At 59.4% G+C, this 25,108-nt stretch carries 25 protein-coding genes and 3 pseudogenes; 10 read left to right on the top strand and 18 right to left on the bottom strand.

The annotated features are described in order from the left end of the window. Positions 1-16: 16 nt before the first annotated feature. Positions 17-202, bottom strand: a complete 186-nt coding sequence (locus QMK50_RS01160) for a DUF6026 family protein (RefSeq protein WP_320332271.1) — start codon at positions 200-202, stop codon at positions 17-19. A gap of 222 nt (positions 203-424) precedes the next feature. Here QMK50_RS01160 and gnd point away from each other — a divergent pair, with 222 nt between their 5' ends. Both gnd and zwf read left to right on the top strand, forming a co-directional pair. Continuing rightward, positions 425-1,459, top strand: coding sequence for a phosphogluconate dehydrogenase (NAD(+)-dependent, decarboxylating) (gnd, locus tag QMK50_RS01155; protein WP_413787317.1), 1,035 nt, complete (start codon positions 425-427; stop codon positions 1,457-1,459). After that, positions 1,456-2,976, top strand: a complete 1,521-nt coding sequence (zwf, locus tag QMK50_RS01150) for a glucose-6-phosphate dehydrogenase (protein ID WP_320332269.1) — start codon at positions 1,456-1,458, stop codon at positions 2,974-2,976. The genes gnd and zwf overlap by 4 nt, the downstream gene beginning before the upstream one ends. Positions 2,977-3,096: 120 nt before the next feature. On the opposite strand, the gene nhaB is transcribed toward zwf, so the two are convergent. The 3 genes from nhaB to QMK50_RS01135 form a co-directional block, all read right to left on the bottom strand. Continuing rightward, positions 3,097-4,599 (bottom strand): sodium/proton antiporter NhaB, encoded by a 1,503-nt coding sequence (gene nhaB / locus QMK50_RS01145; protein ID WP_320332268.1) that lies wholly within the window; start codon positions 4,597-4,599, stop codon positions 3,097-3,099. A 94-nt stretch (positions 4,600-4,693) separates the two neighbouring features. Beyond that, the gene (locus QMK50_RS01140; RefSeq protein ID WP_320332267.1) at positions 4,694-5,992 is read right to left on the bottom strand and encodes a hypothetical protein; all 1,299 of its coding nucleotides are present in this window, start codon (positions 5,990-5,992) and stop codon (positions 4,694-4,696) included. A gap of 305 nt (positions 5,993-6,297) precedes the next feature. After that, entirely contained in the window at positions 6,298-6,564 is a 267-nt protein-coding gene (locus tag QMK50_RS01135) for a hypothetical protein (protein WP_095170447.1), read from the bottom strand. A gap of 343 nt (positions 6,565-6,907) precedes the next feature. Between QMK50_RS01135 and QMK50_RS01130 the strand changes: the two genes are divergently transcribed. Further along, positions 6,908-8,233 carry a sigma-54 dependent transcriptional regulator gene (locus QMK50_RS01130; protein ID WP_320332266.1) on the top strand — a complete coding sequence of 442 codons (1,326 nt, stop codon included), beginning with the start codon at positions 6,908-6,910 and terminating at the stop codon, positions 8,231-8,233. A 66-nt stretch (positions 8,234-8,299) separates the two neighbouring features. On the opposite strand, the gene QMK50_RS01125 is transcribed toward QMK50_RS01130, so the two are convergent. The 9 genes from QMK50_RS01125 to QMK50_RS01085 form a co-directional block, all read right to left on the bottom strand. Beyond that, positions 8,300-9,613, bottom strand: coding sequence for a hypothetical protein (locus tag QMK50_RS01125; protein ID WP_320332265.1), 1,314 nt, complete (start codon positions 9,611-9,613; stop codon positions 8,300-8,302). Between the two features lie 46 nt (positions 9,614-9,659). Then, positions 9,660-10,421 (bottom strand): hypothetical protein, encoded by a 762-nt coding sequence (locus QMK50_RS01120; RefSeq protein ID WP_320332264.1) that lies wholly within the window; start codon positions 10,419-10,421, stop codon positions 9,660-9,662. Between the two features lie 47 nt (positions 10,422-10,468). Continuing rightward, a complete protein-coding gene (locus tag QMK50_RS01115) occupies positions 10,469-11,149 on the bottom strand; it encodes a C39 family peptidase (RefSeq protein WP_320332263.1) in 681 nt (226 codons plus the stop codon). A gap of 64 nt (positions 11,150-11,213) precedes the next feature. Then, entirely contained in the window at positions 11,214-12,191 is a 978-nt protein-coding gene (locus QMK50_RS01110; protein WP_320332262.1) for a heme utilization protein, read from the bottom strand. A gap of 64 nt (positions 12,192-12,255) precedes the next feature. Continuing rightward, a complete protein-coding gene (locus QMK50_RS01105) occupies positions 12,256-12,834 on the bottom strand; it encodes an adhesin (protein WP_320332261.1) in 579 nt (192 codons plus the stop codon). A gap of 1 nt (position 12,835) precedes the next feature. Next, a complete protein-coding gene (locus QMK50_RS01100; RefSeq protein ID WP_320332260.1) occupies positions 12,836-13,282 on the bottom strand; it encodes a hypothetical protein in 447 nt (148 codons plus the stop codon). 356 nt (positions 13,283-13,638) lie between these two features. Further along, positions 13,639-14,163 carry an AAA family ATPase gene (locus tag QMK50_RS01095; protein ID WP_320332259.1) on the bottom strand — a complete coding sequence of 175 codons (525 nt, stop codon included), beginning with the start codon at positions 14,161-14,163 and terminating at the stop codon, positions 13,639-13,641. Beyond that, on the bottom strand, positions 14,160-14,723 hold the full coding sequence (gene pnuC, locus QMK50_RS01090) for a nicotinamide riboside transporter PnuC (RefSeq protein WP_320332258.1): 564 nt from the start codon (positions 14,721-14,723) through the stop codon (positions 14,160-14,162). The genes QMK50_RS01095 and pnuC overlap by 4 nt, the downstream gene beginning before the upstream one ends. A gap of 295 nt (positions 14,724-15,018) precedes the next feature. Further along, the gene (locus QMK50_RS01085) at positions 15,019-16,653 is read right to left on the bottom strand and encodes a methyl-accepting chemotaxis protein (protein ID WP_320332257.1); all 1,635 of its coding nucleotides are present in this window, start codon (positions 16,651-16,653) and stop codon (positions 15,019-15,021) included. Positions 16,654-16,945: 292 nt separating this feature from the next. On the opposite strand from QMK50_RS01085, the gene QMK50_RS01080 reads away from it, so the two are divergent. Together QMK50_RS01080 and QMK50_RS01075 are read left to right on the top strand one after the other, a co-directional pair. After that, the gene (locus QMK50_RS01080; protein ID WP_095170436.1) at positions 16,946-17,776 is read left to right on the top strand and encodes an undecaprenyl-diphosphate phosphatase; all 831 of its coding nucleotides are present in this window, start codon (positions 16,946-16,948) and stop codon (positions 17,774-17,776) included. After that, positions 17,773-18,177 carry a DUF1294 domain-containing protein gene (locus tag QMK50_RS01075; protein ID WP_095170435.1) on the top strand — a complete coding sequence of 135 codons (405 nt, stop codon included), beginning with the start codon at positions 17,773-17,775 and terminating at the stop codon, positions 18,175-18,177. The genes QMK50_RS01080 and QMK50_RS01075 overlap by 4 nt, the downstream gene beginning before the upstream one ends. On the opposite strand, the gene QMK50_RS01070 is transcribed toward QMK50_RS01075, so the two are convergent. Together QMK50_RS01070 and QMK50_RS01065 are read right to left on the bottom strand one after the other, a co-directional pair. Then, a complete protein-coding gene (locus QMK50_RS01070) occupies positions 18,174-18,518 on the bottom strand; it encodes an MmcQ/YjbR family DNA-binding protein (RefSeq protein ID WP_174244618.1) in 345 nt (114 codons plus the stop codon). The two genes, QMK50_RS01075 and QMK50_RS01070, sit on opposite strands and share 4 nt — an antisense overlap. Positions 18,519-18,529: 11 nt before the next feature. Further along, positions 18,530-19,438 (bottom strand): LysR substrate-binding domain-containing protein, encoded by a 909-nt coding sequence (locus QMK50_RS01065; RefSeq protein WP_159996171.1) that lies wholly within the window; start codon positions 19,436-19,438, stop codon positions 18,530-18,532. A 127-nt stretch (positions 19,439-19,565) separates the two neighbouring features. Between QMK50_RS01065 and QMK50_RS01060 the strand changes: the two genes are divergently transcribed. The 3 genes and pseudogenes from QMK50_RS01060 to QMK50_RS01050 form a co-directional block, all read left to right on the top strand. Next, positions 19,566-20,177: an FMN-dependent NADH-azoreductase gene (locus QMK50_RS01060; protein ID WP_320332256.1), complete on the top strand. Its 612-nt coding sequence runs from the start codon at positions 19,566-19,568 to the stop codon at positions 20,175-20,177. An 88-nt stretch (positions 20,178-20,265) separates the two neighbouring features. Continuing rightward, positions 20,266-20,529: pseudogene (locus QMK50_RS01055) on the top strand (PIN domain nuclease); the annotation flags it as partial. Further along, positions 20,523-20,723 (top strand): annotated as a pseudogene (locus QMK50_RS01050) (Tn3 family transposase); the annotation flags it as partial. The pseudogenes QMK50_RS01055 and QMK50_RS01050, both read left to right, overlap by 7 nt. Positions 20,724-21,137: 414 nt before the next feature. Here the strand turns inward: QMK50_RS01050 and QMK50_RS01045 are convergent. After that, the gene (locus tag QMK50_RS01045) at positions 21,138-21,860 is read right to left on the bottom strand and encodes a DUF4225 domain-containing protein (RefSeq protein WP_320332255.1); all 723 of its coding nucleotides are present in this window, start codon (positions 21,858-21,860) and stop codon (positions 21,138-21,140) included. After that, on the bottom strand, positions 21,857-22,342 hold the full coding sequence (locus QMK50_RS01040) for an Hcp family type VI secretion system effector (RefSeq protein WP_159996169.1): 486 nt from the start codon (positions 22,340-22,342) through the stop codon (positions 21,857-21,859). Before QMK50_RS01040 ends, QMK50_RS01045 begins: the two co-directional genes overlap by 4 nt. A gap of 185 nt (positions 22,343-22,527) precedes the next feature. On the opposite strand from QMK50_RS01040, the pseudogene QMK50_RS01035 reads away from it, so the two are divergent. Both QMK50_RS01035 and QMK50_RS01030 read left to right on the top strand, forming a co-directional pair. Then, positions 22,528-22,620, top strand: a pseudogene (locus QMK50_RS01035) (FMN-dependent NADH-azoreductase); the annotation flags it as partial. A gap of 203 nt (positions 22,621-22,823) precedes the next feature. Next, a complete protein-coding gene (locus tag QMK50_RS01030) occupies positions 22,824-23,873 on the top strand; it encodes a dienelactone hydrolase (protein WP_320332254.1) in 1,050 nt (349 codons plus the stop codon). 8 nt (positions 23,874-23,881) lie between these two features. Here QMK50_RS01030 and QMK50_RS01025 read toward each other — a convergent pair whose 3' ends face one another. Beyond that, positions 23,882-25,072 (bottom strand): MFS transporter, encoded by a 1,191-nt coding sequence (locus QMK50_RS01025; RefSeq protein WP_095170431.1) that lies wholly within the window; start codon positions 25,070-25,072, stop codon positions 23,882-23,884. Positions 25,073-25,108: the final 36 nt, after the last annotated feature.

The following is a 25,108-nucleotide window of genomic DNA, read 5'->3' as shown; positions in this document are numbered from 1 at the left end:
TTTCAGGCGGGGGTGATCAATCCAGTGAGCGTATCGGCATGCGCGCAGTCAACCCTTCATCGCGCTGCGCCTGTAGCTGCTGACGCAGGTGCGCGACTTCGTTGAGCAACTGCTCGCGTTCGGCCTTGAGTTGGCGCAGTTCATCACGACGAACGGTGACGTACAGGGTTTGTACTGGGAGTGCGGTTACTACTGTGCCCATTGCTCACCTCGCAAATGGCGTCTGACAACGGTGGTCCGGCACGCAGAAGCGTGTGCGCAGCCACTTTCGACGGCGATTTTGATTTCTTTTGCCGTTGAAGGGAACTTTTTTATTTTACGTTGTCCCTGTGTCTTCGCCATTGTTTGGGACGTTATCCCTATAGTTCAGGCAAAATGCCCGGAAACTATGTAGCAACGCTCTGGACTAAGCTTGACTTGGTTCGTGGCGCTATCGACTTTTGGCACACTATTTTTTCGCAGTAAGGAGCATCAGCACATGCAATTAGGGATCATTGGACTGGGCCGCATGGGCGGCAACATTGCACGGCGCCTGATGCTCAACGGGCATAGCACTGTGGTCTACGACCGCAACACCGCGTTCGTTGATACCCTGGCTCAAGAAGGCGCGACCGGCGTTGCCGACCTGCCGGCACTGGTGGCTGGCCTGGCCAAGCCGCGCGCGGTATGGGTCATGTTGCCCGCTGGCGCACCGACCGAAGACACCATCGAAACCCTGAGCGAGCTGCTGGAAGCCGGTGATGTGATCATCGACGGCGGCAACACCTTCTATAAAGACGATATCCGTCGTGCCAAGACCTTGGCGCAAAAAGGCCTGAAGTACATCGACGTCGGCACCTCCGGTGGCGTATGGGGCCTGGAGCGTGGTTATTGCATGATGATCGGTGGTGACTGCGACGAAGTGAAGCGTTTGGACCCCTTGTTCGAGGCGCTGGCCCCGGGCATGGGCGATATTCCGCGGACCAAGGACCGGGTGTCGGAAGATGACCGTGCCGAGCGCGGCTATATCCACGCCGGCCCCGCCGGTTCCGGGCATTTCGTTAAGATGATTCACAACGGTATCGAATACGGGATGATGCAGGCATTTGCCGAAGGCTTCGACATCCTCAAGACCAAATCCTCGGAAATGCTGCCGGAAGACCAGCGTTTTGAGCTGAACGTCGCCGATATCGCAGAGGTTTGGCGTCGTGGCAGCGTAGTTTCGTCCTGGTTGCTGGACCTGACCGCCGATGCACTGGCCAGCGATCCGAAGCTTGAGGGTTACTCCGGCTCCGTGGCTGACAGCGGTGAAGGGCGCTGGACCATCGAGGCGGCCATGGAACAGGCAGTGCCGGTGCCGGTGTTGTCCAGCTCGCTGTTCTCCCGGTATCGCTCGCGCCAGCAAGGCGTCTACGGTGACAAGATTCTTTCGGCCCAACGCTTCGGTTTTGGTGGCCACGTCGAGACTCCGAAAAAATGACCTCGATCCGCAAGAAGTCCAAGGCACAACCAGCACCGGCGACCACACTGTTTCTGTTCGGTGCCCATGGCGACCTGGTCAAGCGCTTGCTGATGCCGGCGCTGTACAACCTCAGTCGCGATGGTTTGTTGGGGGACAACTTGCGGATCATCGGGGTGGATCACAACGCCATCAGCGATCTCGACTTCGCGAAAAAACTCGAAGACTTCATCCGCAACGAGGCGGCGAACAAGGTCGGTAACGGCCATGACTCCCTGGACCCGGCGCTCTGGGCCAAGCTGGCCAAGGGCATCAGCTACGTCCAGGGTGACTTTCTCGACGCCAGCACCTACCAGGCGCTGGCGGCGAAAATCGCCGAGAGCGGCACAGGCAATGCGGTGTTCTACCTGGCCACCGCACCGCGTTTCTTCAGCGAAGTGGTGCGCCAGCTCGGTTCGGCCGGGCTGCTGGAGGAGGGCCCCGAGGCTTTTCGCCGGGTGGTGATTGAAAAGCCCTTTGGTTCCGACCTGCATACCGCCGAAGCCTTGAACGCGTGTCTGCTCAAGGTGATGACGGAAAAGCAGATCTACCGGATCGACCACTACCTGGGCAAGGAAACCGTGCAGAACATTCTGGTCAGCCGGTTTTCCAACAGCCTGTTCGAAGCGTTCTGGAACAACCATTACATCGACCACGTCCAGATCACCGCCGCGGAAACCGTCGGCGTCGAGACCCGTGGCAGTTTTTACGAGCACACTGGCGCCTTGCGCGACATGGTGCCCAACCACCTGTTCCAGCTGTTGGCCATGGTTGCCATGGAACCGCCGGCGGCGTTTGGCGCCGATGCGGTCCGCGGTGAAAAGGCCAAGGTGGTGGGGGCGATCCGCCCCTGGTCAACGGCTGAGGCGCGTGCCAACTCGGTACGTGGCCAGTACAGCGCGGGAGACAGCGGCGGCCAGCCGGTGGCCGGTTATCGCGAGGAGCCCAAAGTGGCGCCTGACAGCACCACGGAAACCTTCGTGGCGCTCAAAGTGATGATCGACAACTGGCGCTGGGTCGGCGTGCCGTTCTACCTGCGCACCGGCAAGCGCATGAGCGTGCGCGACACGGAAATTGCCATCTGCTTCAAGCCTGCGCCCTACGCGCAGTTTCGCGATACGGAAGTCGATGAGCTACAACCGACTTACCTCAGAATTCAGATCCAGCCCAATGAAGGCATGTGGTTCGACCTGCTGGCCAAACGTCCGGGCCCGGCGCTGGACATGGCCAACATCGAACTCGGGTTTGCCTACAAGGATTTCTTCGAAATGCAGCCCTCCACGGGCTACGAAACCTTGATCTACGATTGCCTGACCGGCGATCAGACCCTGTTCCAGCGCGCCGACAACATCGAAAACGGCTGGCGTGCGGTGCAACCCTTCCTCGATGCCTGGCAGGAGGACGCCAGCGTCCAGGCCTATGCCGCCGGCACCGACGGCCCCAGCGCCGCCGACGAACTGCTGGCCCGCGACGGCCGCAAGTGGCACAGCCTGGGCTGACCCCGATGCCAGGCCGACGCGTTATCGTTGGCGACCGCGGCGCACCCCAGACCATCGCGAGCAAGCTCGCTCCCACAAGGTTACGCGTTCAGCCTGGAGCGGGCTCTCGCTCGCACACCGCTACAACCAGTAGCTCACCGCATACCAACCCAATACGCCCATCACCACGGTATAGGGCAACGCCATCCACACCATGCGCCCGTACGACAGGCTAATCAGCGGCGCGATCGCCGAGGTCAGCAGGAACAGGAATGCCGCCTGACCGTTGGGAGTGGCAACGCTGGGCAGGTTAGTACCGGTGTTGATGGCAATCGCCAGGGTCTCGAAGTGCTCCCGGCTCATGTGGCCGGAGAGGAACGCCTGCTTGACCTCGGTGATATAGATAGTCGCTACGAACACATTGTCACTGATCGCCGATAACAGGCCATTGGCAATGAACAGCATGCCCGGTTGCTGCTCGACGGGCAGGGCCAGCACCCACTGGATCAACGGGGTGAACAGTTGTTGATCGTGAATGACTGCCACCACGGCAAAAAAAGCCACCAGCAGCGCGGTAAAGGGCATGGCGTCCTTGAAAGCGTTGCCGAGGCGATGTTCATCGGTAATCCCGGTCAGCGAAGTGATCAACACAATCACCATCAGCCCGATCAGGCCCACTTCAGCCACGTGCAGCGCCAGGCAGATGATCAGGATCACCGCCGCTGCGCCTTGCACCAACAAGGCTGCGCGCTGGCGGTTGGTGCGTTCGGCGTTGTCCTGTGCCGCGTAGTCGGCCAGCACCGTGCGTACGGAGTCCGGGAGCAGCGTGCCATACCCGAACCAGCGCAGTTTCTCCAGCAGCACACAGGTCACCAGGCCGGCGGCCAGTACCGGCAGCGAGACCGGCGCGACCTTGAGGAAGAATTCTGCAAAATGCCAGCCCATCTCATGGCCGATCAGCAGGTTCTGCGGCTCACCCACCAGGGTGCAGACGCCACCCAGGGCAGTCCCCACCGCGCCGTGCATCAATAGGCTGCGCAGGAAGGCGCGGAACTGTTCGAGGTCTTCGTGGTGCAACACCGGCAAGTCGTGGTCTTCATTGAACGCACTGTCCTGGCGCGGATCGTTGCCCGAGGCGACGCGGTGATAGACCGAGTAAAACCCCACTGCCGCGCTGATGATCACCGCCGTCACGGTCAAGGCGTCGAGAAACGCCGAAAGAAAGGCTGAGAGAAAGCAGAACAGCAACGCCAGTACGGCCTTGGAGCGAACCCCCAGCAACAACCGGGAAAACAGGAACAGCAGCAGGTCCTTCATGAAATAAATCCCGGCCACCATGAACATCAGCAGCAGGATCACCGGGAAGTTGTGTAGCAACTCGTCATACAGCGCCTGGGGCGTGGTCATGCCCAGCAGCAGTGCCTCGACCATCAGCAAGCCACCCGGCATCAAGGGGTAGCACTTGAGGGCCATGGCCAGGCAGAAGATGAACTCGGCCACCAGCAACCAGCCAGCCACCACCGGGCCCGCGGTCCACAGCAGCAAGGGGTTGAGTATCAGGAAAGCGAGAATGCTCGCCTTGTACCAGCGCGGCGAATGCCCGAGGAAATTATGCGCAAACGCCTGGGCCATTGAACCGGACATCGGCTGCTCCTTTGATTAAGAAGCGCGCAACTTGCCGTAACACTCGGACAAGATCAAGTTCTTGAGTTTTATTGTTGTTCATGAACGATCGGGGTTAAGCCCGATAGCGAACCAGCACGGCACGATAGTGACCGTCCAGCGAGTAGCCGCCGACCACGATGCCTTCGTCCGCCTGCACCACCAGTGAGGTCGCGGTGTCCAGGCTATGCCCCAGGCGGGTGCGAACCCAGCCGTTACCCTCGCCGAAATCCAGGTCCGGGCGGCCGTCGGCCAGGTGCCGGGCGATCAGGAAGTCTGCCTCGACCCCGCCGATAGTGGCACCCACGCTGAGCACCCGACCATCCGGGCAGGTAGTTGCAGCCGTCCATTGGCTGGGAACCTTGGCGATCTGTGTGAAGTGGGCATGGCCTGCGTTGTTAGTCATGTCTGGACGACCATCGCAACGTACGTTCAGGGACAGGCAATGCATTGGGTCGCGACTGCTGCCAAAACACTGCAGGTGCCCATCCACGTGTTGCACCACCCGACTGACCTGGGCACTGCGCTCCTGGGCGCGGAAACTCAGGAAGCCGTGTTCGGCAAAACTGCTATCCAGACGGCCATCCTTGTCGAAGCGTGCCAGCAAACCTTCCTGGGGCAGGTCGATCGAGCCGCCGACCACAATTGCGCCATCGCGCTGCACCAGGATGCTGGACAGCCAGGTGTTGAGGAGTAAATGGCGGACCATGACAAACCCCCGGCCATTGAACGACGTGTCGAGGCTGCCGTCCGGCTCCAGGCGAATCAGGATGCCGACATGATCGGCAAATTCGAAATGGTGATTGGCCAATAGCAGGATCCGCCCATCGGCCTGAACCTGAGCGTCGCAGGCTTCGGCGCCGGGTACGCCGGGAGGCAGCCAGGCGTCACGCAGGCCCTGGGATAGGTTGCCCGGCAGGCGGACCACCTGTACGCCGCCATCACCGAACGAGAAGTCCGGGCGACCCTGAGAGTCGAACAAGGCGAGGGCAGGGAGGGTGCGGTATGGGCTTTCATATATCAGACCCGATACCAGGATGCGCCCGTCGGCCAAGGCCAGCACCTTGCCGCCAGAGGACTCCAGGCCTGGCGCGAATTGTCCGAGCACGCAGCCCTGAGTGCCAAAGCTCAGGTCCGGCGAACCGTCCGTGTGCAGGCGGGCCAGGCCGAAATGGCAGCCGTGATCCAGGCCGACTTTGGCCGCGACCAGCAATCGGCCCTGGCGGTCGACCGTAACGTCATTGGCCAGGCTCCACTGGCTGCCGGGGAAATCGACCCAGGCTTTGCCGGCGCAGGCAAAACTGCTGTCAAGTTGTCCTGCCGTATCTGTGGGGGCACAGTAAGCCAGGGCGCTGTGAATGGCGTGGATGGACATGCCGCTTCTCCTTGCGAGTCGACCTGATCCGGTATCGAGGAGGAGGACTTAATGAAGAAAACATTCAAGCGCTGATTCAAATAATGCACAACTGTCAGAAATTACAGGCGGTGCGGCGTTGTGTGCCAGAACAGTGTCTTTGCGAGCTGAAGTTCGGATTAGCCATGAAAAGCGACCGCTTGTCGTCAATTAACCGGAGTTTTCCTGGCTAACTAACCAAGGCTCACCGAGATTGCGGCAGAGGATGCCAGGAAGTTATCTCGATAAACAGGCGGGCCACCTGGATCAGTGACCCGCGCGCTGTTTTATTGCGGCATAGTCCAGGATTGCAACTGGTAACCTTCTTCGCTCAGTTCGGCACGCGCCTGCTTGAGCAGGCTCTCGAGCTGTACCGGGTCGGTGTAGATGCTGGACGGCACTTGCTTGCGTTCAATCGGGGTGCTGGTACGGTCGATCACGGTCAGCGTCAGTTCGCCAGTGCCATCTTGTGGGGCCCAAGCCACGCATTGGAAAGGAGTAAATGCGTGGTCGGCAATCAAAAGAGCTTCGTTGAGACGGAGCGGGGCGTTCATGGGGTCTTCTCTCGTAGTGCCCAATCAAGTGATCTGCCGTCGGTTGGGCTTACCGTTCGGCTGGTTACTTGTACTGATGCGCGCAACCACCGGGTAGGTCACACATCTTCTAAAGAAATTTAAACTTTCTTTCATAGACTTGGGATTAGCAGACACTTTGAAAGCTGAATGAAAGCTTGGGATTCGATAGCTTGCTAAGCAACTTGCTACTTATAACTAAAACGCCATTAACCTTATAGTTAAACGATACAAGACCCTGTCAAGTTCTTGCTAATGTTACACCCAGGTCTGCCAAACGACTGTTTCTAATAACTTTTCCATTATTTGGCGCCAAGGAACAGTCATGCTCGAAGTCCCTGCACTACGCCGTCTGTTGGTGGTGGATCCCTGTGACGATTGCCACCAATTGTTGCCCGGTCTGCGCGCCATCGGCTGGGATGTCGACAGCTGCAGCCTGGAAAATGCCGGCGACCGCAGTTGCGACGTCGGCCTGCTGCGCCTGCAACCGTTTCACCTGGAGCGGCCCGAAGCGGTCAAGGACCTCATCAGCCGCAGCGGCACCGAATGGATTGCCGTATTGAACCAGGAAGTGTTACGCCTGCAGAACGTTGGCGACTTTGTCTGCGAATGGTTCTTCGACTTTCATACCTTGCCGTTCGACGTCTCCAGGGTCCAGGTCACCCTGGGCCGGGCCTTTGGCATGGCGCGCTTGCGCGGCCAGGGTACGATCCATGTCGACCAGCCGGCGCACGAACTGCTGGGCGACAGCAAACCGATCCGCGAACTGCGCAAACTGCTCAGCAAGCTGGCGCCGACCGAGTCCCCGGTGTTGATCCGTGGCGAAAGCGGCACCGGCAAGGAACTGGTGGCCAGGACCCTGCACCGCCAGTCGCAACGCCACAGCAAGCCCTTTGTGGCGATCAACTGCGGGGCGATCCCCGAACACCTGATCCAGTCCGAACTGTTTGGCCATGAGAAGGGTGCCTTCACCGGCGCCCACCAGCGCAAGATCGGCCGCATCGAGGCCGCGCATGGCGGCACGCTGTTTCTCGACGAAATCGGCGACCTGCCGCTGGAATTGCAAGCCAACCTGTTGCGCTTCCTGCAGGAAAAACATATCGAGCGGGTAGGCGGCAGCCAGCCAATTGCGGTGGATGTGCGGGTACTGGCCGCCACGCACGTTGACCTCGAGTCGGCCATCGAGGCCAAGCGCTTTCGCGAAGACCTGTATTACCGGCTCAATGTCCTGCAAGTGATTACCGCGCCTTTGCGCGAGCGCCATGGCGACTTGTCGATGCTGGCCAACCATTTCTCCCACTTCTATAGCCAGGAAACCGGACGCCGGCCCCGCAGTTTCAGCGAGGACGCCCTGGTGGCCATGGGCAAGCACGATTGGCCGGGCAATGTCCGTGAACTGGCGAACCGGGTGCGCCGCGGCCTGGTGTTGGCCGAAGGCCGGCAGATCGAGGCCCGTGACCTCGGCTTGATCAGCCATCAGGCGATCGCCACGCCCATGGGCACCCTGGAAGACTACAAGACCCGAGCCGAACGCCAAGCCTTGTGTGATGTTCTGAACCGGCACAGCGACAACCTCAGTGTCGCCGCCCGGGTGCTGGGGGTGTCCCGGCCAACGTTCTACCGCTTGCTGCACAAGCACCAGATCCGCTAGGGCGCGGTGAAAGTGAAAGGCCCGCTGCGATCACCTCGCAGCGGGCCTTTTGCTGTGTGACACGGGTCAGAAGTAGTAAGGGAATTTCAGGCTGAAGGTGAAGTCCGGCGCATCGTCGGTCAGGCCGATCGACAGGTTGGGGACGATGGTCAGGTTGTCGCTGGCCGCCACGGTCATGCCGACGTTGAAGTAGCCGGCGTTGGCGTCGCTGGAAGTAACCGATTGCCAGTCACCGCCATCGGCCTTGAGCTTGCTCTTGCGTTGCACCAGGTCGGAGACCGAGAACGACATACTCATTTTTTCGTTCAAGGCAAACGCAACACCCGCGCCAATCTGGAAGCTGTCGCCCAAGCGCACCTTGCCCGGTGTATCGACGTTGACCGTGGAGCTGATGTCATCGAACGACTCCTCCAGGTTATGGGTGTAGGACAAGGAGCCGAAGAGTACGGCCGGGTCGAAGGTCTTGACCAGAGAGACCCCCGGGGTGATTGACCAGACACCGTTACCGGTCGGCAGGTCATCCGGGATGAACAGGTTACTGTTGCTGTCGACCTGGCGCAGCTTGATGCCGAATGGCTCCTTGCCGGTCGGCGCCTTGACGCGCAGGGTAAACACCGCATCCGGAGAGTTGACCGACTCATCGAGGAACTTGTAGGCAACACCGAAGTTAACGTCACCGATGGTTGGATCCTGGGTCACGGTTTCCTCGGACGTCACGTTCGCCGCGCCGCCCGACGCACCGCCGGACTGGTAGGTCGACTCGCGGTAGACCACTGGCACGTTGAGGTCGAATTGCCAGCGATTGTTCAGGTTATAGCGACCGGTCAGGTCGAAAGTCCAGTTGTCCGCCTTGATCCGATCCAGGTTGATATTGCCGAGGAAAATCGAGTCCAGGGCCAGGAACCCGTTGAGAATCAGGGTGCGCGTGTCATAGCGGGCATAGGTCACGCCTGTTTCGACGCTGAACTTGCCGCCCCCGAAGAAGCCACTGGCTTCGTCATAGAGGTTCGACACACTCTGTGCTGGTTGGGTGTCGTCGGCCAGTGATTGGCCATAGGAACTGCCCTTGGCGCCTCCGCCCCCAGCGGCCCCACCTGATGCTGCCCCGGCGCCTGTACCGGCGACTTGGGTGTTGCCGCGCATGTCGGCGGGCGATTTGGCCAGCCGTTTCGGTGGCGGCTCGGCCGGTTGTTCTTCAACCTGGCGGACTCGCTGCTCGAGCACCGCCAGGGCTTTTTGCTGGACTTCGTAACGTTGTTTCAGCTCCAGAAGCTCCTGTTTCAGGGACTCTACATCCGGGTCCGACGCTGCTTGCAGCAGTGCAGCGGGGAATAGAGTACTCAGACATACAACCGCGCGTAATGACACCGATCGATACATGAAATAAGCCGTCCCTTTGAGCCCAATGGTCGAAAGTCAGCGTAGTTCAATATCCCATGTTGCGTAGGCCTTTGAGTTGACTAAGGTTGCAATCCAAAGCGCCAGGACTTGGGCCGTTGTTATTGAGTACCACGTTGAGCTGAGTCAGGTTGTTAACCATGTTGCTGTCGCCCAACAGCCGAGTGTTTTGCAGCAAGCCACCTTGGGCGACCTGTTGCAGGGCACTGCCCTGGTTATTGTTGGCCGCGATGGCCATCTGGATACCGCCGCTGTTTGCCGATATGGCGATCGAACCCGCGGCGTTGCTGGCATTGATGGTATTACCTGCAGTCAGCACCTGGCTGCCAGGAGGAGGGGCGAGTGCGGCGGGGGCACTGGACGCTTCTTTCACGTCGATCGCTACATTGTTGTAGGCGGTGTTGCCATCGCCTGCTGCGCGCACGCTTTGGGTAACACCTTGTGTATTGTTCAAGGCTGCACCGCCATAGATGTTGCCGGTGCCTTGTTGATTGGAATGACCTTTACCGCCCGAGCCTGGCTCATTCACCGTGGATACATAAAACTGCGGTTTGACCGTGGAAGCTTGAATCTGCATCGAGGTAGAGGCCCCGATGATGTCGCCGCTGGCATTGCGCCAGGTGCTGCTCATGACCACGCCGAAGCTGATGATTCGGCCCGGCATGACGTAGCGACCGCGCAACTCGGAGAGCTCCGAGTCTTTGATCTCGATCGGTTTGAAACCTGCGTGGGCGAGCGTCGGAAGGCTCACAGTCAAGCAAGCGGCGACCACCCAATGTGAAGTTTTCATCTTCGGCTCCTGGAGCGTCCATCTGCTCCTTTATCTTTTTTGAGCGCCTAGAAGAAATCGCTCTGAATGAACCCGAAATCCATCAGTTCGGCATCTTTGACAGGGTTGAAGTTATCCAGCTTGTTCTTGGCGGTCAGCGGCGTCGGCGGGTCGAGCAAGGCGTTGGTCTTGTCGTAACCGGGGCCGATGATGGCAAACACAATACCGTTCCAACCTTTGACAAAATCATCGTGGGAGTAACGTTTATGGCCCAGGACCGGATCTCCGATGTACACCCAGTTTTTATCGGTCCGCTGCAATACCACGAAGTGCTTGTAGCCGCGAATATCCATCAGAACCACTACGGGGATCGTAATCGCTTCCAGTTTTTCCGCAGGAATACGATAGCCCCGGGCACGCATACCGATACTTTCGATGTAGCGCTTCATGTCGAGCATGGAAAAGCCCTGGGTACGTACCAGGTCCTGGTCTGCATTGACCAGCATGCCTTTGATGATGTGCTCTTCATCGACATCCAGCCAATAGGCTTGGCGCAAGATGGTTGCCAGTGTGGCAGCACCGCAGCTGAAGTCGGTTTTCTGTTCGACCAGATCGGCAAACTTGCGCTCGCGCAGGCTTTGCACATCCTTGTAGACCATGACACCGCCGGGTAGGGCGGCCACGGGCATCTGTGCGGCCTGAGTCAGGCCAGACAGACAAAGCATAAGGGAGAGGGCAGCAACTCGCATGGTCGATACGCCTTGTGGGGTCTGAAGAAAAGCCCCGTTTCCGGGGCTTTCAGGTTCGTCGCAGTTAGAAGGTGTTGCCGCCTTGGCAAGCCTTGCAACCTGCAGCGATGGACAGCGAGTTGCTTTGTTGGTTACCCACACCAGCTGCAACGTTGGTACCACCATTACCCGAGAAGCCGTTCATCGAGTTGGTCATCGAAGCATTGTTGACCACTGGGTTTTTCCAGCCATCTTTGGTCAGCACTTGCTGAGTCCAGTAGCCAGCCAGCTCGACACTGCCTTGTTCTTTGAAGGTGAATTTCTGATCCTTGTTGTTGCCACCGCCATATTTGTCGTCGTCGTCGTGACCTTTTTTGCCACCGTCAATGGTGCCGTAGCCGGTGCCTTTGTAGCTGCCGTGGGCTTTGAAGCTGCCTTTGAGGTCAACCACTTTGGTGACGCGATCAGCTTTGTTGTCTACATCCAGGCCGGAGGACGTCTGGTTGGCCGCGGCAGCTGCGGTAGCTACGCGACCGGCCGATACGGCAATGGCCAGGTTGTTTTTCTGTTGGTTGAAGTCGCCAGCGGCAGAGTTGACGCCGATGTTGCCCGAGCTGCCGTTGCCAACGTTGTTCACCGTGGCCAGGTTGCTCGTGGAGCGGTTGGTCACAGAGTTGTCGGTATTGTTTTGAGTGGCGCTGGAGATTGCAACAGCGCTACCGAAGATGAATTTTTCATCGGCGGTGGCGATCGCTGCAACGTTGTCTTGTTGGTTGCCGTCACCGGCTGCAACGTTGGCACCCATGTTGCCGCTGGAGCCATTGAGCGAGCTATCAGCCTTGGAGGTGTTTTTGGTGCCCTGATTGAGCACACTGTTGTCAGAGCTGTCCTGCTGGTCGAGAACCGCTGCGCCCGCACCGGCGGTGATAGACAGGATCTGATCCAGGGTTGGACCCTGTGGTTTAGTCGGATGATGACGTTTGCCGCCATCGGCCTGAGCCGCAATTGCCATGACCGCTGCCAGAGCGAAAACCAGTGGTTTCAGAGCTGTTGTAGGTTTCATGGTGTTTCTCCGTGCTTATTAGTTGGTTAAGTGTTGGTACTTTCTAATCGCACTGCGGTTTGGGTCAGTCAGCGACCCGGATGCTCAGGGTGTTAGCCATTCGGTTCCCCACCCCTGCACTCTGGTTCACCTGTATCACTCCTCGGCTGCCGGTGAAGGCCTGGTCGCTGGTAACGACCTGGCGACTGCCTTGCGAAGTGCCAGTTGCTCCTGAGTTTGGTAACAACGCCACGTTCTGCTGCGACAGGGCGCTGTCATCAATGCTCTGCGGCGCGGCGCTGACGCTGATCCGCATGGCATTGATCATTTGGTTGTTGGCCCCGGCCGACTGGTTCACGCCCAGTGCGCCGTTACCATTGCTGAAAGAGTTGCCACCGATGGAACTGCTTGCGTTCATCGAACGATCGGCGGGCGTAGTGATTTTCTGGCTGATGCTGCCGGTGGCCCCGGCCTCGGAACCGATGGCAATGGCGCGGTTGTTGATCTGTTGCTGTTGGTCGCCGGCGGCCTGGTTCATCATCATGTTGCCTTTGTAGTTGGCGCCGGAATTGTTCAGCGTTGCGTTGTTCACCGTTTTGACGTCGGAGTCGGCCATGACCGAAGTACTACTCAAGAGGGCGAGAAAGATCAGCGTCCGATTCATCTCATTTCCCCATGTTGGTCAAAGGTGAAAGGCCAATATTGATCGAGCGCGTGATGGTTCCGGAGATTGCGTTGCCGCTGCCGCCACCATGGCCGGACTGCATGCCTGGCAAACCGTTGGGATTGGTCACCACGTTGATGCCGGCGCCGCTGTTGGCGTTGGGTACGATGTTGCGATTGATGATGCTCGCGCCGCTGCTAATACCGGCGAAGTCACCATCGTTGAGTTCAGTGTTGGTGACCTGCAAAATACGTGCGGACGGATTGGCGTTGACGGTAGTCGGGTAGGGGTCTTTGGCGAAGGGCTGGCGGCCAATGGCACGCGGTTGCACATCACGTTGCAGAACGATTTCGCCATTACCCTCGGCCTGCACTGGCAGGCTGAGCACTGAGCTGAGTGCGCATCCAAGCATCAGGAGGCGAGTTGTGCCCTTTTCGTTAGTCCCCATCTCTGCACTCCTTCTGAAATTGCCGCTGGCCCTGTCAGCGTTGTCAGGGAGAGAGCAGAAGCTGTGCCGCTTTTTGTTTTTCACATGAATTCAACGACTTGGCGATTCAACCGGGTAATCACCGGCTGGCACTGTATCAAGCATGAGACAGGGCACCCCGCCAGCACGTGGCAGTGGTCGAGGTAAAGCTCTGGAACAAGGGTTCTGGCGGGGCTGTATCAGTGGTGTAACAGTGCGCGTGACAACGCGGTGAACCCGCTTGTATCGGCGGTTTCGCTGCATGTATGTGTTTCAGGAATGGACACTTGGGCCCCGGAACCGGGGCAAAAGTGCGGCTCGAAGGCCGCTTTGAGGGGTTAAACCTGGAGCAATTGCTCTACCGCAGTGAACGCCAGACGCCGCCGCTGGGCCCAGTCACCCTCGATGATTTGCAGCTTGCGTCCGTGCTGCTGCAACCAGCCACGGGTGGCATCGAAGAACGCCAGGCGTTGCTCCAATTGTGGTTGGCAACGTTGGCCGTCGTCGGTCCATTCCACCGCTTCCGGGGACAGCAGCAGGTGCAGGTCGTAGTGGCGGGCGAGCAGTTGTTCTTCGATCCAGGGCGGGCAGTCGCCAAACAGGGTCTGGCTCCAGAGTATGTTGCTCAGCAAGTGGGTATCGAGAATCAACAACGCCGGCTGTTGCACCCGGGCGCTGTCCTCCCAGTCCAACTGGCCCCGGGCAATCTGCGGGATATCGGCCAGGCAGGTATCGCGCGGGTTCTGCTCGATGAAGTAGCGCACGTATTCACCCACCAGCAGCCCGCCGAAATGCTGGTGCAGTTCGGCCGACAGCCAGCTCTTGCCGCTGGATTCCGGGCCGGTGAGGACTACCACCTTCATGTGCGCAGCGCCGGGTCGGCCCGCCATTCGCGCAGGCCCTGGACCGCCAGCAGGGTAAACACCGCATAGAGCGCTGCCGTCAGGTACAGGCCCTTATAGAGGAACAGCCCGACGAAGATCACATCCACGGCGATCCACAACGGCCAGCATTGCACCCGCTTTTGTGCCATCCACCACTGGGCAACCAGGCTAAAGCCGGTCAATGCGGCATCCAGCCAGGGCTGCGCGGCATCGGTCCAATGGGCCATGGCCGCGCCCAACAACAGGCTGCCGACTGCGCCCAACGACAGGTCGCGCAGCACGCTTGCGTTACCCAGACGGGTCACTTGCCGGCCGTGGCGGGTTTCGCCACCGCGCGTCCACTGCCTCCAGCCATACAGCTGCAAGCCGGCGTAGACCACCTGCAGCAACATGTCCGAGTAGAGTTTGACCTCGAAAAAAATCCAGCTGTAGAGCAGCACCATGACCAGGCCGATCGGCCAGCACCAGGGATTCTGTTTGACCGTCAGCCAGACGGCGATCACGCCGAGCGTGGCGGCAAACAGTTCAAGCCCGGACATGGCGGTTCCTTGGGGAAGTCGAAGAGGGCGCCGATTGTACAGCAGCGCCGCAAATCAAGGGCATGCCAACACATGCGTGAACGCCAGCGGGCCTTGTGTGCGAGCCGGGCGGCGCTCCGTCTGCTTGCGAAGACCTCGAGCACGCTGCGTTGAGCCAGGCTTGGCGCGTAATCGTTAACGACCATCGCTGGCAAGCCAGCTCCCACAAGGGTTACGCGCGGTCCTGTAGGAGCGCGCGCCCGCGTGCATTCAGTCAATACGCGTCATCGTTGACGAACATCGCTAGAAGCTCGCACTAAACCCGGAACTGCCTCAGCAGTCCATTGAGCTGTTCGCTGAGTTCCTTCAAGTGCACGCTCGCCGCACTCGATTGCTGCGCTGCCAGGGCGGTGCTGTGTGACAGGCCGGCCGCCTGGGTCACGTTCTGGTTGATGTCTTCGACCACGTGGGCCTGCTGCAGGGTGGCGCTGGCGATGGACGCATTGAGGCCGTTGAGGTTGTGCAGCGCCTGGCCGATGGCATGCAGGCTGGCACCGGCCAGTCCGGCTTGCTCGATGGTCAACTGGGAGGCGCGGCTGCTGTCGCCGATCACCTGCACGGCAGCCTCCGAATGGTTTTGCAGGCGTTCGATCATCGTCTGGATCTGCGCGGTGGATTTCTGCGTGCGTTGCGCGAGCAGGCGCACCTCGTCGGCCACCACGGCAAAACCGCGGCCCTGTTCGCCGGCTCGGGCCGCTTCGATAGCAGCGTTGAGGGCCAACAGGTTGGTCTGTTCGGCGATGGAGCGAATCACCTCCAGTACGCTACCGATCTGGGTGCTTTCGCTGGCCAGGGTGCGAATCACTTGCACCGCCTGTTCAATGGTGGCGGACAACTGATCGATCTGCTGCAGGCTGCCGTCAATGTTGACCTGGCCCTGTTGCGCCTGCGCCTGGGCGTCGCGCATTTCGCTGGCGGCGTGCTCGGCATTCTTGGCGACATCCTGTACGCCGTAGGTCACTTCATTGATGGCGGTTGCCACCAGCTCCATCTGTTGCGACTGCTGCTGGCTGCGGGACTGGGCTTGCGCGGCGTTATCGCCCAAGTCCGTGGAGGATTGTCCCAAGGCACTGGCCGATACCTGCAGTTGGCTGATCACTCCGCGCAATTTGGCGGTGAAGGCATTGAAATGCCTGGCCAGTTCGGTCACTTCGTCCTGGCCGTGGGTGTCGAGGCTGCGGGTCAGGTCGCTTTCGCCGCTGGCGATGTTGGCCATGGCGTCCACGGTTTCCTGCAGGGGCCGCACAATGCTGCGCGCGATCAGCATCACCAGCAGGGCCATCAGTAGCGCAATGCCCAGGCCCACTAGCGAGGCTTCCCGCACCTGGCTCCGGAACTCGAGTTGCATGTCGTCGATATAGACCCCCGAGCCAATCACCCAGCCCCAGGGTTCGAACAATTTGACGTAGGAGGTTTTCTGCACCGGTGTACTGGCGCCCGGCTTGGGCCAGCGATAGTCGACCATGCCGGCACCCTTGGCCTTGGCGATGGCCACCATCTCGTTGAACAGGGCAAAGCCGTCCGGGTCCTTGATCGCCGACAGGTTCTGGCCATCCAGCTTGGGATTGGTGGGGTGCATGACCATCACCGGGGTCAGGTCATTGATCCAGAAATAGTCGCTCTGCTCATAGCGTAAGCCGCGGACCACGCTCAGGGCCTGCTGTTGCGCCGCGTCGCGGGTCAGGGTGCCGGCGGTTTCCAGTTGCCGGTAGTAATCCAGCACGCCGCTGGCCGCTTCAACCACATGGCGGGTCTTTTCTGCCTTGGCTTGATACAGGTCGTCATGAATCTGCTTGAGCATCAGCAAACCCAGGGTCAAGAGCATCAGCACAGCCACTACCAGGATGAGCCACAACCGCCGGCTGATCGACATACTGCGCAAGCTGTTCATAGTGCGTCACTCCAGGTTCTTATTCTTGTCATCAACCAGCGCCAGCATAAGGGCATGCTTTTGCCCCTACGCCAATACGACTGAAGTCCCATGACGGCGCAGCGCTGGCCGGGCATGTCTGATAGGATTTCGGCCGCGCACGGGAAAACCTGAATCCGTGCTGATTTTTCACAGGATTTTTACCGGTTCCGGTAGATCCTGTACGCCTTGCCATTCAGCTACGCTGAGCGCAGTGAACACCAAAAAAACTAGATAACGTGGCATGCCAGGGGCATCGCTTCATGGGGGATTGATGGATCTTTGGACGGCCATACAGGCGTTGATTCTTGGGGTTGTAGAAGGGCTGACCGAGTTCTTGCCGATTTCCAGTACCGGGCACCAGATTATCGTGGCGGACTTGCTCGATTTTGGTGGCGAGCGGGCGATGGCATTCAACATCATCATCCAGCTCGGGGCGATTCTCGCGGTGGTCTGGGAGTTTCGCCGCAAGATCCTCGACGTGGTCATCGGCTTGCCGACCCAGCGCAATGCGCAACGCTTTACCGCTAACCTGCTGATTGCCTTCCTGCCAGCGGTGGTCCTGGGGGTGATTTTCGCCGACCTGATCCACCATTACCTGTTCAACCCGATCACCGTGGCCACGGCCCTGGTGGTGGGCGGGGTCGTCATGCTGTGGGCCGAGCGTCGCCAGCACAGCGTGCGCGCCGAGACGGTCGATGACATCACCTGGAAAGATGCACTGAAAATCGGCTTCACCCAGTGCCTGGCGATGATCCCGGGAACCTCGCGCTCCGGCTCGACGATTATCGGCGGCCTGCTGTTCGGCCTGTCGCGCAAGGCGGCCACCGAGTTCTCATTCTTCCTGGCAATGCCGACCATGGTCGGTGCCGCGGTGTACTCGGGCTACAAGTACCGTGACCTGTTCCAGGCCTCGGACCTGCCGGTATTCGCCGTGGGTTTTGTCACCGCGTTCATTTTTGCGATGATCGCGGTCAAAGGCCTGCTCAAGTTCATCGCCAGCCACAGCTACGCGGCGTTTGCCTGGTACCGGATAGCTTTCGGCCTGTTGATCCTGGCGACCTGGCAGTTCGGCTGGATCGACTGGACGGCGGCCAAGGCGTGAACGCCCCCCGCAACGGTGTTGCCATCCAGCATCCGCGTCTCAAGGGCCTGATCTTCCTCGGTCTCTGTGCCTTGCCGCTGATCGGTTCCAGCCTGTTGTGGCTGCGCGGGGGCTCGCCGCTGGCGCTGGCGGCCTACGGCGTGGTCAGCGTCCTGGCATTCCTGCTGTACTGGAGTGACAAGCGCAAGGCCCGTACCGAGCGCTGGCGCACCCCGGAAAACGTCCTGCACGCGGTGGAGCTGGCCGGCGGTTGGCCGGGCGCGTTGTTGGCCCAGCAAGTGTTCCGCCACAAAACTCGCAAGGTGTCGTTCCAGGTCGTGTTCTGGATCATCGTGCTGCTGCACCAGGTGTTCTGGATCGACCAGTTATTCCTCGGTGCCGGCTTGTTCAGCCTGTTTTAAAGGAGCAAGCCGACCTGCACCCGCTTGGGCAACTTGCTCACCACCAGTTGATGGGAACGTTGCAACAGGCCCTGCAGCTCAGCGGCCCCCAGCGGGTAGGGGGGCTGCATGATGATCCACTGGGCGCGCGCCAGATAAGGCGCCGGTCCTATCCCCGGGCGGTCGACGTGGCCGAGGAACAACTCCTTGTCCACCTTGAACGCCAATGAGTCGCCCCGCAGATTCTGCAGGGCGAACATCTTGTTTCCCGCCACCGAAAACACCCGCACGCCCCCCCATTTGTAATCTTCCCGGGCCCCAGGCAGGGCCAGGCAGAAGTCGGCGACCTGTTGTTCGCTCATCACCTTGGCTTTCATAGCAGTCGATCTCCACAGCCTTTGAACGATTCAGTCAGATGGTCTATCCACGCCCGCACCGCCGGCAACACGCCGCGCCGATGGGGATAGACGGCCTGCAACCAGCCACCGGGCAGCGACCACTGGGGCAGCAGTTGCACCAGCGTGCCGTCGGCCAGTTCCTGTTCGCAATACAGCATCGGCAAAATGGTGAAACCCAACCCGGCCAGGGTGCAGGCCTTGCGCACGACAAAGTCATCGATGCCCAGGCGCGCCTCCAGGCTCAAGTCGCAACTGTGCCCCTGCGCGTCGAGCATGCGCAAATGCACCAGGCGATCGGCTTCCAGGGCGGCGAGGACCGGCACATTTTTCAGGTCGTCGGGGTGGTCGATCTGGCGCTCGCGCAGGAACGCCGGGGTCGCGACGAGCACTGTTTGCGCCTGGCGCAGGCGGCGGGTCACCAGGAAGGGGTCCTCGTCGCCCAAATCGCGGACCCGCAAGGCCACGTCGATGCCTTCGGTGACCAGGTCGACCCGGCGGTTGAGCAGTTGCATCTCCAGTTGTACCAGGGGGAAGCGTTCGAGAAACGTGCTGATCACGCTCGGCAGGAACTCATGGGCCAGGCCCACCGGGCACGACACCCGCAAGCGTCCCCGCGGTTCGCTGGTCATGCTGGCCACCGCTTCATCGGCCATCTCCGCTTCCAGCAGCATGGCCTGGCAGTGGCGCAAGTAACGTTCACCCACTGCGGTCAGCTTCAGTTGCCGAGTCGTCCGTTGCAGCAGGCGCGCACCCAGGCGTTCTTCCAGCTCGGCGATGCGTCGTGACAACCGCGACTTGGGAATCCCCAGCAACCGCCCGGCCGCAGCGAAGCCGCCGGCTTCGACCACCTTGGCGAAATAGTACAGGTCATTGAGATCTTGCATGGCGCACTCGATTGTCCTATCAGTAGGACGAACTATCACATTGTTGCCGACTAATCGTCCATTGGATTCACCTGTAGGATTGTCTCAACTTGATCGCCCGGTGGCGATCCTCACTTGGAGATCCCACATGAAACTTCTGCATATCGATTCGAGCATCCTCGGCGACAACTCCGCTTCCCGTCAGTTGAGCCAGGGTGTGGTCCAGGCCTGGTTAACCGCCGACCCGGCCACCCAGGTGACCTACCGCGACCTGGCCAGCGATGCCATTAGCCACTTTTCTGCCGCGACCCTGGTTGCCGCCGGCACCACCGCCGAACTGCGCAACGCCGCGCAGCAGCACGAAGCCGAACTGAGTGCTTCGACCCTGGCCGAATTCCTCGCCGCTGATGCGGTGGTGATTGCCGCGCCGATGTACAACTTCACCATCCCCACCCAACTCAAGGCCTGGTTCGACCGCATCGCCGTCGCCGGCCAGACGTTCCGCTACACCGAGGCCGGCCCTGAAGGCCTGTGCGGCAACAAGAAAGTGGTGGTGGTGTCGACCTCCGGCGGCCTGCATGCCGGTCAACCGACCGGTGTTGGCCATGAAGAGTATTTGAAAGTCATGCTCGGTTTCATGGGCATCACCGACATCGAGTTTGTCCGTGCCCATGGCCTGGCCTACGGTGATGAGGTTCGCAACAAAGCCATGAGCGATGCCCAGGCGCACATCAGCGATCAACTGTTCGCCGCTGCGTAAAGCTTGCGTCAACCACTGGACTGCGCGCTTTGATCGAGAGTAAAACGATCAAGGCGCGCAGTTTTTTGTGTGCAGGTAGCTGTACAGCGTGCTCTTGGATGACACCAACATACTGTTCAGTACGCTGATCTCACCGCATGGGGCCCCCGATGCAATCTATCGAGCCCGGCGTTCGGCTCGGTTTGAGGTAGTGACCTCACGTGCACCGCTCGATGAGATTCGTCGGGCCAGTCGTTACTCCAAGCTTCATGCCATCCTGCAGCCTGCCAAAGTGGGAGCAATGATCAATAACCTGCAACGGGCGACGGTGCTGGCGCGCTTGACCATCGAGATTGAAGCCGATGATCCGGAAATCTAGTGACAAGCGTGTGTGCCGTGCTCCTAGGGTGAGCCTGCAACACCGGCCTGAAGCCACTGATTCGCAATGATCACCAAGCGCTGCGCCGTGACCGGCTGTCCTGGGTGAGCCAGAACTATCTCCGTGACTACAACCTGATTTCAGACCAGTTCTCCGGTCTGAATGCCATCACGGTGCCCGGCTACCTGGTGCAGGACGAGGATCTGACTCGGCTGTCGCCGCTGCTTAATCCAGACGATGACCTGTTAGGATAACCAGGACGCGTCTTTGAAACACCCTCCTGGATGGGTATTGATTCGGTGTGAGTTTACTTTCGTGAAAACCAGCGTTTTCGTTCCCAATTAGCTGGAAGGGTAAACGCATAGACAAATATCATGGCAAGGGATAGCCAGCCCATTACGGAGTTATCTACGTGACCCATAAAAGGTAGCGTGCTGTCTTGCACAAAAAAAACGTGAATAGAGCCGAACAGTACGTTATAGATGCCAACTCCCCAAAACTTAAATGGGGAAAAATTCCGACCTGAAAACGCGAAGTATGCCCAGTAGGATGGCCAGTACAGAAGCGCCGCTATCAGCACGAAGACGGGGTAAAAAATAAAGTTACTCATTAGACGGGTGGCACGCGCTATACATGGTTTTTACAGTCGCACTGTCCATCAATCTATCGAAGATAAAGCCTCCTCGCGCAGCTTGTTGATACCCTCTAACATAGTCCGTATTCACGTACCTAAACAAACGCCAAGCATCGGGTTTCAATACCATTCTGCCTATGCCGTAGGCTGACGAACTCAAGTCAACCATTCCATAGGCCACATCGGCTTCACAATTACCTTTCCCCAGCATTCCAGAAACGGCGCGATAACCCGTTCTCAGTGGGCCTACGGTATCGGAACGATTCTCGAAAAGGTTGCGCCCGCTCTCATAGGTGTTATTAGCACCGTTGAGCATCATGGGCGCACCCGCGAAAAGGCAAAGTGTGCCCACGGAGGCGTAGCAAATCCCAGCACCCGCAGCAAACTGAAGCGCTCCCGAAATAACGCTTGCTCCTCGTAAGGCAACGTCTCTTGCCTGACTGAGTAGACTGTTTTGCTCATCCTTTAGCTCTTTTAATCCCTGCTCAGCGCTTTTATTGCCCTGAGAAACGTCATTAACAATGCCTCTGGCATAATAAGAAACCTCTCTGTTGAATTGCAGGCGCAGCGTTCCATCTTTAATATGTCTAGCGCCTAATGTGCTCGCTTGAATACCCAACTTTGCGGCGGCTTGGCTAACCATCCAATAATCACAACTGCCAGGCATGCAACTTTCGTTTGTTGGTTTCATTCGTTATTTCCCCATGTGCTATATCCGCTGGTGCCGGCAGCGTGGTGAGTCCACGTGATATCTCGGTAACGAATAGCAACATGCTCTTGAGTTTCGGCATCGCTCTGCAAAATGGAATGAGGCATTTCAAGTGTCAGATCAGCAATGATCCCGCCATTGATCGAGACTGAATAGAATTTTTCTTGCATGCCAAAAGGCGACACTCGATAAAAACTAATTGTACAGTTTATTTCTTCTCTAGTTGAGAGTGCTTGAGCGAGTAGCGGCGAGGCTTTATCAACGTTTTTAGTGATAATGATTGGACTGTGTGTTGGCTTATTAATATTTCCGATGTTAACCATGTTGTGGGTGTAAGACAGCACCATAATTTCGTCGGTATGCCCGGACTGACACTTGTTGCCAATAGAATCTTGGGTTGAACAACCCGCCGAAATCAGTCCTTGAGCCTTGCCGGTGATGGTCATATAACCGTGATTAGCCATACGTGACACTCCTTTTAGTCAGCCAAACATCCTATTGCAATGTTTTCAGGTGCGCGGTAGGGCATTTCTGAAAAGCCATACGAAATATTTCATACCTGAAACCGACGGCTGCTCCGTGAAAAATCAGTCCTGGTAAGTCTGTGGGTAGGTCGCGAAACCAGGTATCCGAGTTGGTGTTATTGACCGCCCATGGCCTGGCCTACGGTGATGAGGTTCGCAACAAAGCCATGAGCGATGCCCAGGCGCACATCAGCGAGCAACTGTTCGCCGCTGCGTAAAGCTTGCGTCAACCACTGGACTGCGCGCTTTGATCGAGAGTAAAACGATCAAGGCGCGCAGTTTTTTTGTGTCCGCTTGAAAAAAGCCGCTCGCGCAGAGTGAGAGTGGCTTGGGTTATGCAGTGGGGTTATGCAATTCAGGTTCGCCAGCTTCGCGCTGAGTTCGAAATTTCTACCAATCGGTTAACAAGGTGGGGCATGCCATGTCGCGTCTGTGGGCACTGTTACTGATCTGCCTGCTGGGCAGCCTGAATTCAGTGCACGCCGCACCCCGACTGACCCCACATTGGAGCGTCGGTTACCACTCCCTGAGCTTTCTCGACCCGCTGGACCTGCAACCAATGTCCGCCATCGCGTTTTATCCGTCGACTGGCATCGAACACCCCAGCATGCTGGAGGGCTATCAAATCCAGGCCACGCAAGATGCCCGGGTCGCCATCGGCCGTTTCCCACTGCTGATGTTGTCGCACGGCAACACCGGTACGCCCCTGGCCCTGCACGACCTCGCCACGGCGCTGGCCCGCAAGGGTTTTGTGGTGGTGGCGGTGATTCACCCCGGCGACAACTCCAAGGACCACAGCCGCCTCGGCACCTTGAGCAACCTGTACGGGCGGCCGATCCAGATCTCCGAGGCCATCACCGCGACCCTGGCCGATCCGCTGCTGGCGCCATTCGTCAATCCCGAGCAGGTCGGGGTCATCGGTTATTCAGCCGGTGGTGAAACTGCATTGATTCTGTCCGGCGCCACTCCCGACCTCGATCGCTTGCGCCGCTACTGCCTGGAGCGCCCGGAGGATCGCGACGCCTGTAATACCCAGGGCGAACTGATCGTCGACCGTGACGACCTGCAACCGGTCGCCGATCCACGGGTCCACGCCTTGATGCTGATGGCGCCCCTGAGCTTGAAATTCGGCCGGCAAACCCTGGCGGGGGTGCATGTGCCGGTGCTGCTCTACAGTGGCGATGGCGACAAGCTGGTGGCCGTGGACAAGAACGCGGCGGCCCTGGCGCGCAAGCTACCGACCGCGCCGGACTTCAAGCTGCTGGCCGGGGCCGGGCACTTTGTGTTCATGGCGCCGTGTAGCGCTGAACAACGGCTGTCCATGGCGGCCCTGTGCACCGATGCCGATGGTGTCGACCGCGAGGACATTCACCGCAACCTGATCACCGAAGCTGCCGCGTTTTTCTCACGCACCCTGGGCAAACCCAGCCGTGCCGGGCTGCAGACTGTCAGCGAGGAACATGGGTCCTGACGCAGTGACTAGCCCCGCAGGTGCCTGCGCTTGAGCAGCAAGGTCAGGCCCAAGCCGCTGATCGACAACAGCGCTGCGCCAAAGAAGATCCACGAATACCCCAGGTTCAACGCCACGGCTCCCATCAAGGGACCAGCAATCGCCAGTGCCAGATCGAAGAACACCGCATAAGCGCTCAAGCCGGCGCCGCGACTGCTGCTCGGGACTTGCTTGATGGCTTCCACGCCGAGGGCTGGATACACCAGGGACAGGCCAAAGCCTGCGAGCCCGGCACCAATCAGGGCCACGGTCGTCGAGGGGGCCAGCCACAACAGTGCCAGCCCCAGGGTCTCGATGCTCATGCAGGCGATGGCCGAGCTGTACCCGCCGAAGCGGTTGATGCAGGAGATGAACAGCAGCCGCGCGAGAATGAAGCACAGGCCAAACACCGTCAGGCAGTAGGCCGCGCCGGTCCAGCCACGGCTGACATAAAACAGGGCGATGAAGGTGGTCAGGGTGCCATAGCCGATCGAGGCCAGGCTCAGGCTGGCGCCAAAGGGCGCGATACGCCCGAACACCGACCAGAAGGGCAGGCGCTCACCACGGATTACCGGCACCGAGGGTTTGTTGCGAATCAGCAGCAAGGCGGCCGCTGCCAGCACGGCCAGGGCAATCCCCAGGCTGGCGAAGCCCCAGGCGTCGATCATCACCACCCCCAGTGGCGCGCCAATGGCGATGGCGCCATAGGAGGCAATGCCGTTCCAGGAAATCGAGCGCGCCGTGTGTTCGGCGCCCACCTGGCCCATGCACCAACTGATGGTGCCGACGCCGATCAGGCCCTGGGCAACGCCCAACAACAACCGGCCGCAGATCAGGATGCCCAGGCTCAGCAGCGGCAGACTCTGCAGCAGGGTCGAGGCCAGGGTCAGCACGCCGCTGAGCAGGATCCCCAGCAGTCCATAGACAATTGCACGCTTGGTGCCGACGCTGTCACACATGCGCCCGGCCATGGGCCGGCTGAGCAGGGTGGCGAGGTACTGCGAGCCAATGGTCAACCCGGCCACCACCGCACTGAACCCCAGGTGTTCGTGGACATAACCCGGCAGCACCGCAATCGGCAGGCCGATACAGATAAAGGCAATAAAGGTGTAGAACACGATGGAGACGATCTGCAGGGTGATCGCCATGGAACTGACGGGGGGTGTTTGCTGCGCAGACATGGGAGCTCGTTCGCGGGCGGGCGGTACCCGGCATCA

This window comes from Pseudomonas sp. P5_152 (genome assembly GCF_033989915.1).
Lineage (GTDB): Bacteria > Pseudomonadota > Gammaproteobacteria > Pseudomonadales > Pseudomonadaceae > Aquipseudomonas.
Note: the sequence above shows the minus strand (reverse complement) of the source record. Positions and strands in the feature narration are given on the sequence as shown.

What these genes read in the sequence shown, in the direction of transcription:
- QMK50_RS01160 (WP_320332271.1), bottom strand. Translation starts at nt 202, where the DNA reads ATGGGCACAGTAGTAACCGCACTCCCAGTACAAACCCTGTACGTCACC.
- zwf (WP_320332269.1), top strand. Translation starts at nt 1,456, where the DNA reads ATGACCTCGATCCGCAAGAAGTCCAAGGCACAACCAGCACCGGCGACC.
- nhaB (WP_320332268.1), bottom strand. Translation starts at nt 4,599, where the DNA reads ATGTCCGGTTCAATGGCCCAGGCGTTTGCGCATAATTTCCTCGGGCAT.
- QMK50_RS01140 (WP_320332267.1), bottom strand. Translation starts at nt 5,992, where the DNA reads ATGTCCATCCACGCCATTCACAGCGCCCTGGCTTACTGTGCCCCCACA.
- QMK50_RS01135 (WP_095170447.1), bottom strand. Translation starts at nt 6,564, where the DNA reads ATGAACGCCCCGCTCCGTCTCAACGAAGCTCTTTTGATTGCCGACCAC.
- QMK50_RS01130 (WP_320332266.1), top strand. Translation starts at nt 6,908, where the DNA reads ATGCTCGAAGTCCCTGCACTACGCCGTCTGTTGGTGGTGGATCCCTGT.
- QMK50_RS01125 (WP_320332265.1), bottom strand. Translation starts at nt 9,613, where the DNA reads ATGTATCGATCGGTGTCATTACGCGCGGTTGTATGTCTGAGTACTCTA.
- QMK50_RS01120 (WP_320332264.1), bottom strand. Translation starts at nt 10,421, where the DNA reads ATGAAAACTTCACATTGGGTGGTCGCCGCTTGCTTGACTGTGAGCCTT.
- QMK50_RS01115 (WP_320332263.1), bottom strand. Translation starts at nt 11,149, where the DNA reads ATGCGAGTTGCTGCCCTCTCCCTTATGCTTTGTCTGTCTGGCCTGACT.
- QMK50_RS01110 (WP_320332262.1), bottom strand. Translation starts at nt 12,191, where the DNA reads ATGAAACCTACAACAGCTCTGAAACCACTGGTTTTCGCTCTGGCAGCG.
- QMK50_RS01105 (WP_320332261.1), bottom strand. Translation starts at nt 12,834, where the DNA reads ATGAATCGGACGCTGATCTTTCTCGCCCTCTTGAGTAGTACTTCGGTC.
- QMK50_RS01100 (WP_320332260.1), bottom strand. Translation starts at nt 13,282, where the DNA reads ATGGGGACTAACGAAAAGGGCACAACTCGCCTCCTGATGCTTGGATGC.
- QMK50_RS01095 (WP_320332259.1), bottom strand. Translation starts at nt 14,163, where the DNA reads ATGAAGGTGGTAGTCCTCACCGGCCCGGAATCCAGCGGCAAGAGCTGG.
- pnuC (WP_320332258.1), bottom strand. Translation starts at nt 14,723, where the DNA reads ATGTCCGGGCTTGAACTGTTTGCCGCCACGCTCGGCGTGATCGCCGTC.
- QMK50_RS01085 (WP_320332257.1), bottom strand. Translation starts at nt 16,653, where the DNA reads ATGAACAGCTTGCGCAGTATGTCGATCAGCCGGCGGTTGTGGCTCATC.
- QMK50_RS01080 (WP_095170436.1), top strand. Translation starts at nt 16,946, where the DNA reads ATGGATCTTTGGACGGCCATACAGGCGTTGATTCTTGGGGTTGTAGAA.
- QMK50_RS01070 (WP_174244618.1), bottom strand. Translation starts at nt 18,518, where the DNA reads ATGAGCGAACAACAGGTCGCCGACTTCTGCCTGGCCCTGCCTGGGGCC.
- QMK50_RS01065 (WP_159996171.1), bottom strand. Translation starts at nt 19,438, where the DNA reads ATGCAAGATCTCAATGACCTGTACTATTTCGCCAAGGTGGTCGAAGCC.
- QMK50_RS01060 (WP_320332256.1), top strand. Translation starts at nt 19,566, where the DNA reads ATGAAACTTCTGCATATCGATTCGAGCATCCTCGGCGACAACTCCGCT.
- QMK50_RS01045 (WP_320332255.1), bottom strand. Translation starts at nt 21,860, where the DNA reads ATGAAACCAACAAACGAAAGTTGCATGCCTGGCAGTTGTGATTATTGG.
- QMK50_RS01040 (WP_159996169.1), bottom strand. Translation starts at nt 22,342, where the DNA reads ATGGCTAATCACGGTTATATGACCATCACCGGCAAGGCTCAAGGACTG.
- QMK50_RS01030 (WP_320332254.1), top strand. Translation starts at nt 22,824, where the DNA reads ATGTCGCGTCTGTGGGCACTGTTACTGATCTGCCTGCTGGGCAGCCTG.
- QMK50_RS01025 (WP_095170431.1), bottom strand. Translation starts at nt 25,072, where the DNA reads ATGTCTGCGCAGCAAACACCCCCCGTCAGTTCCATGGCGATCACCCTG.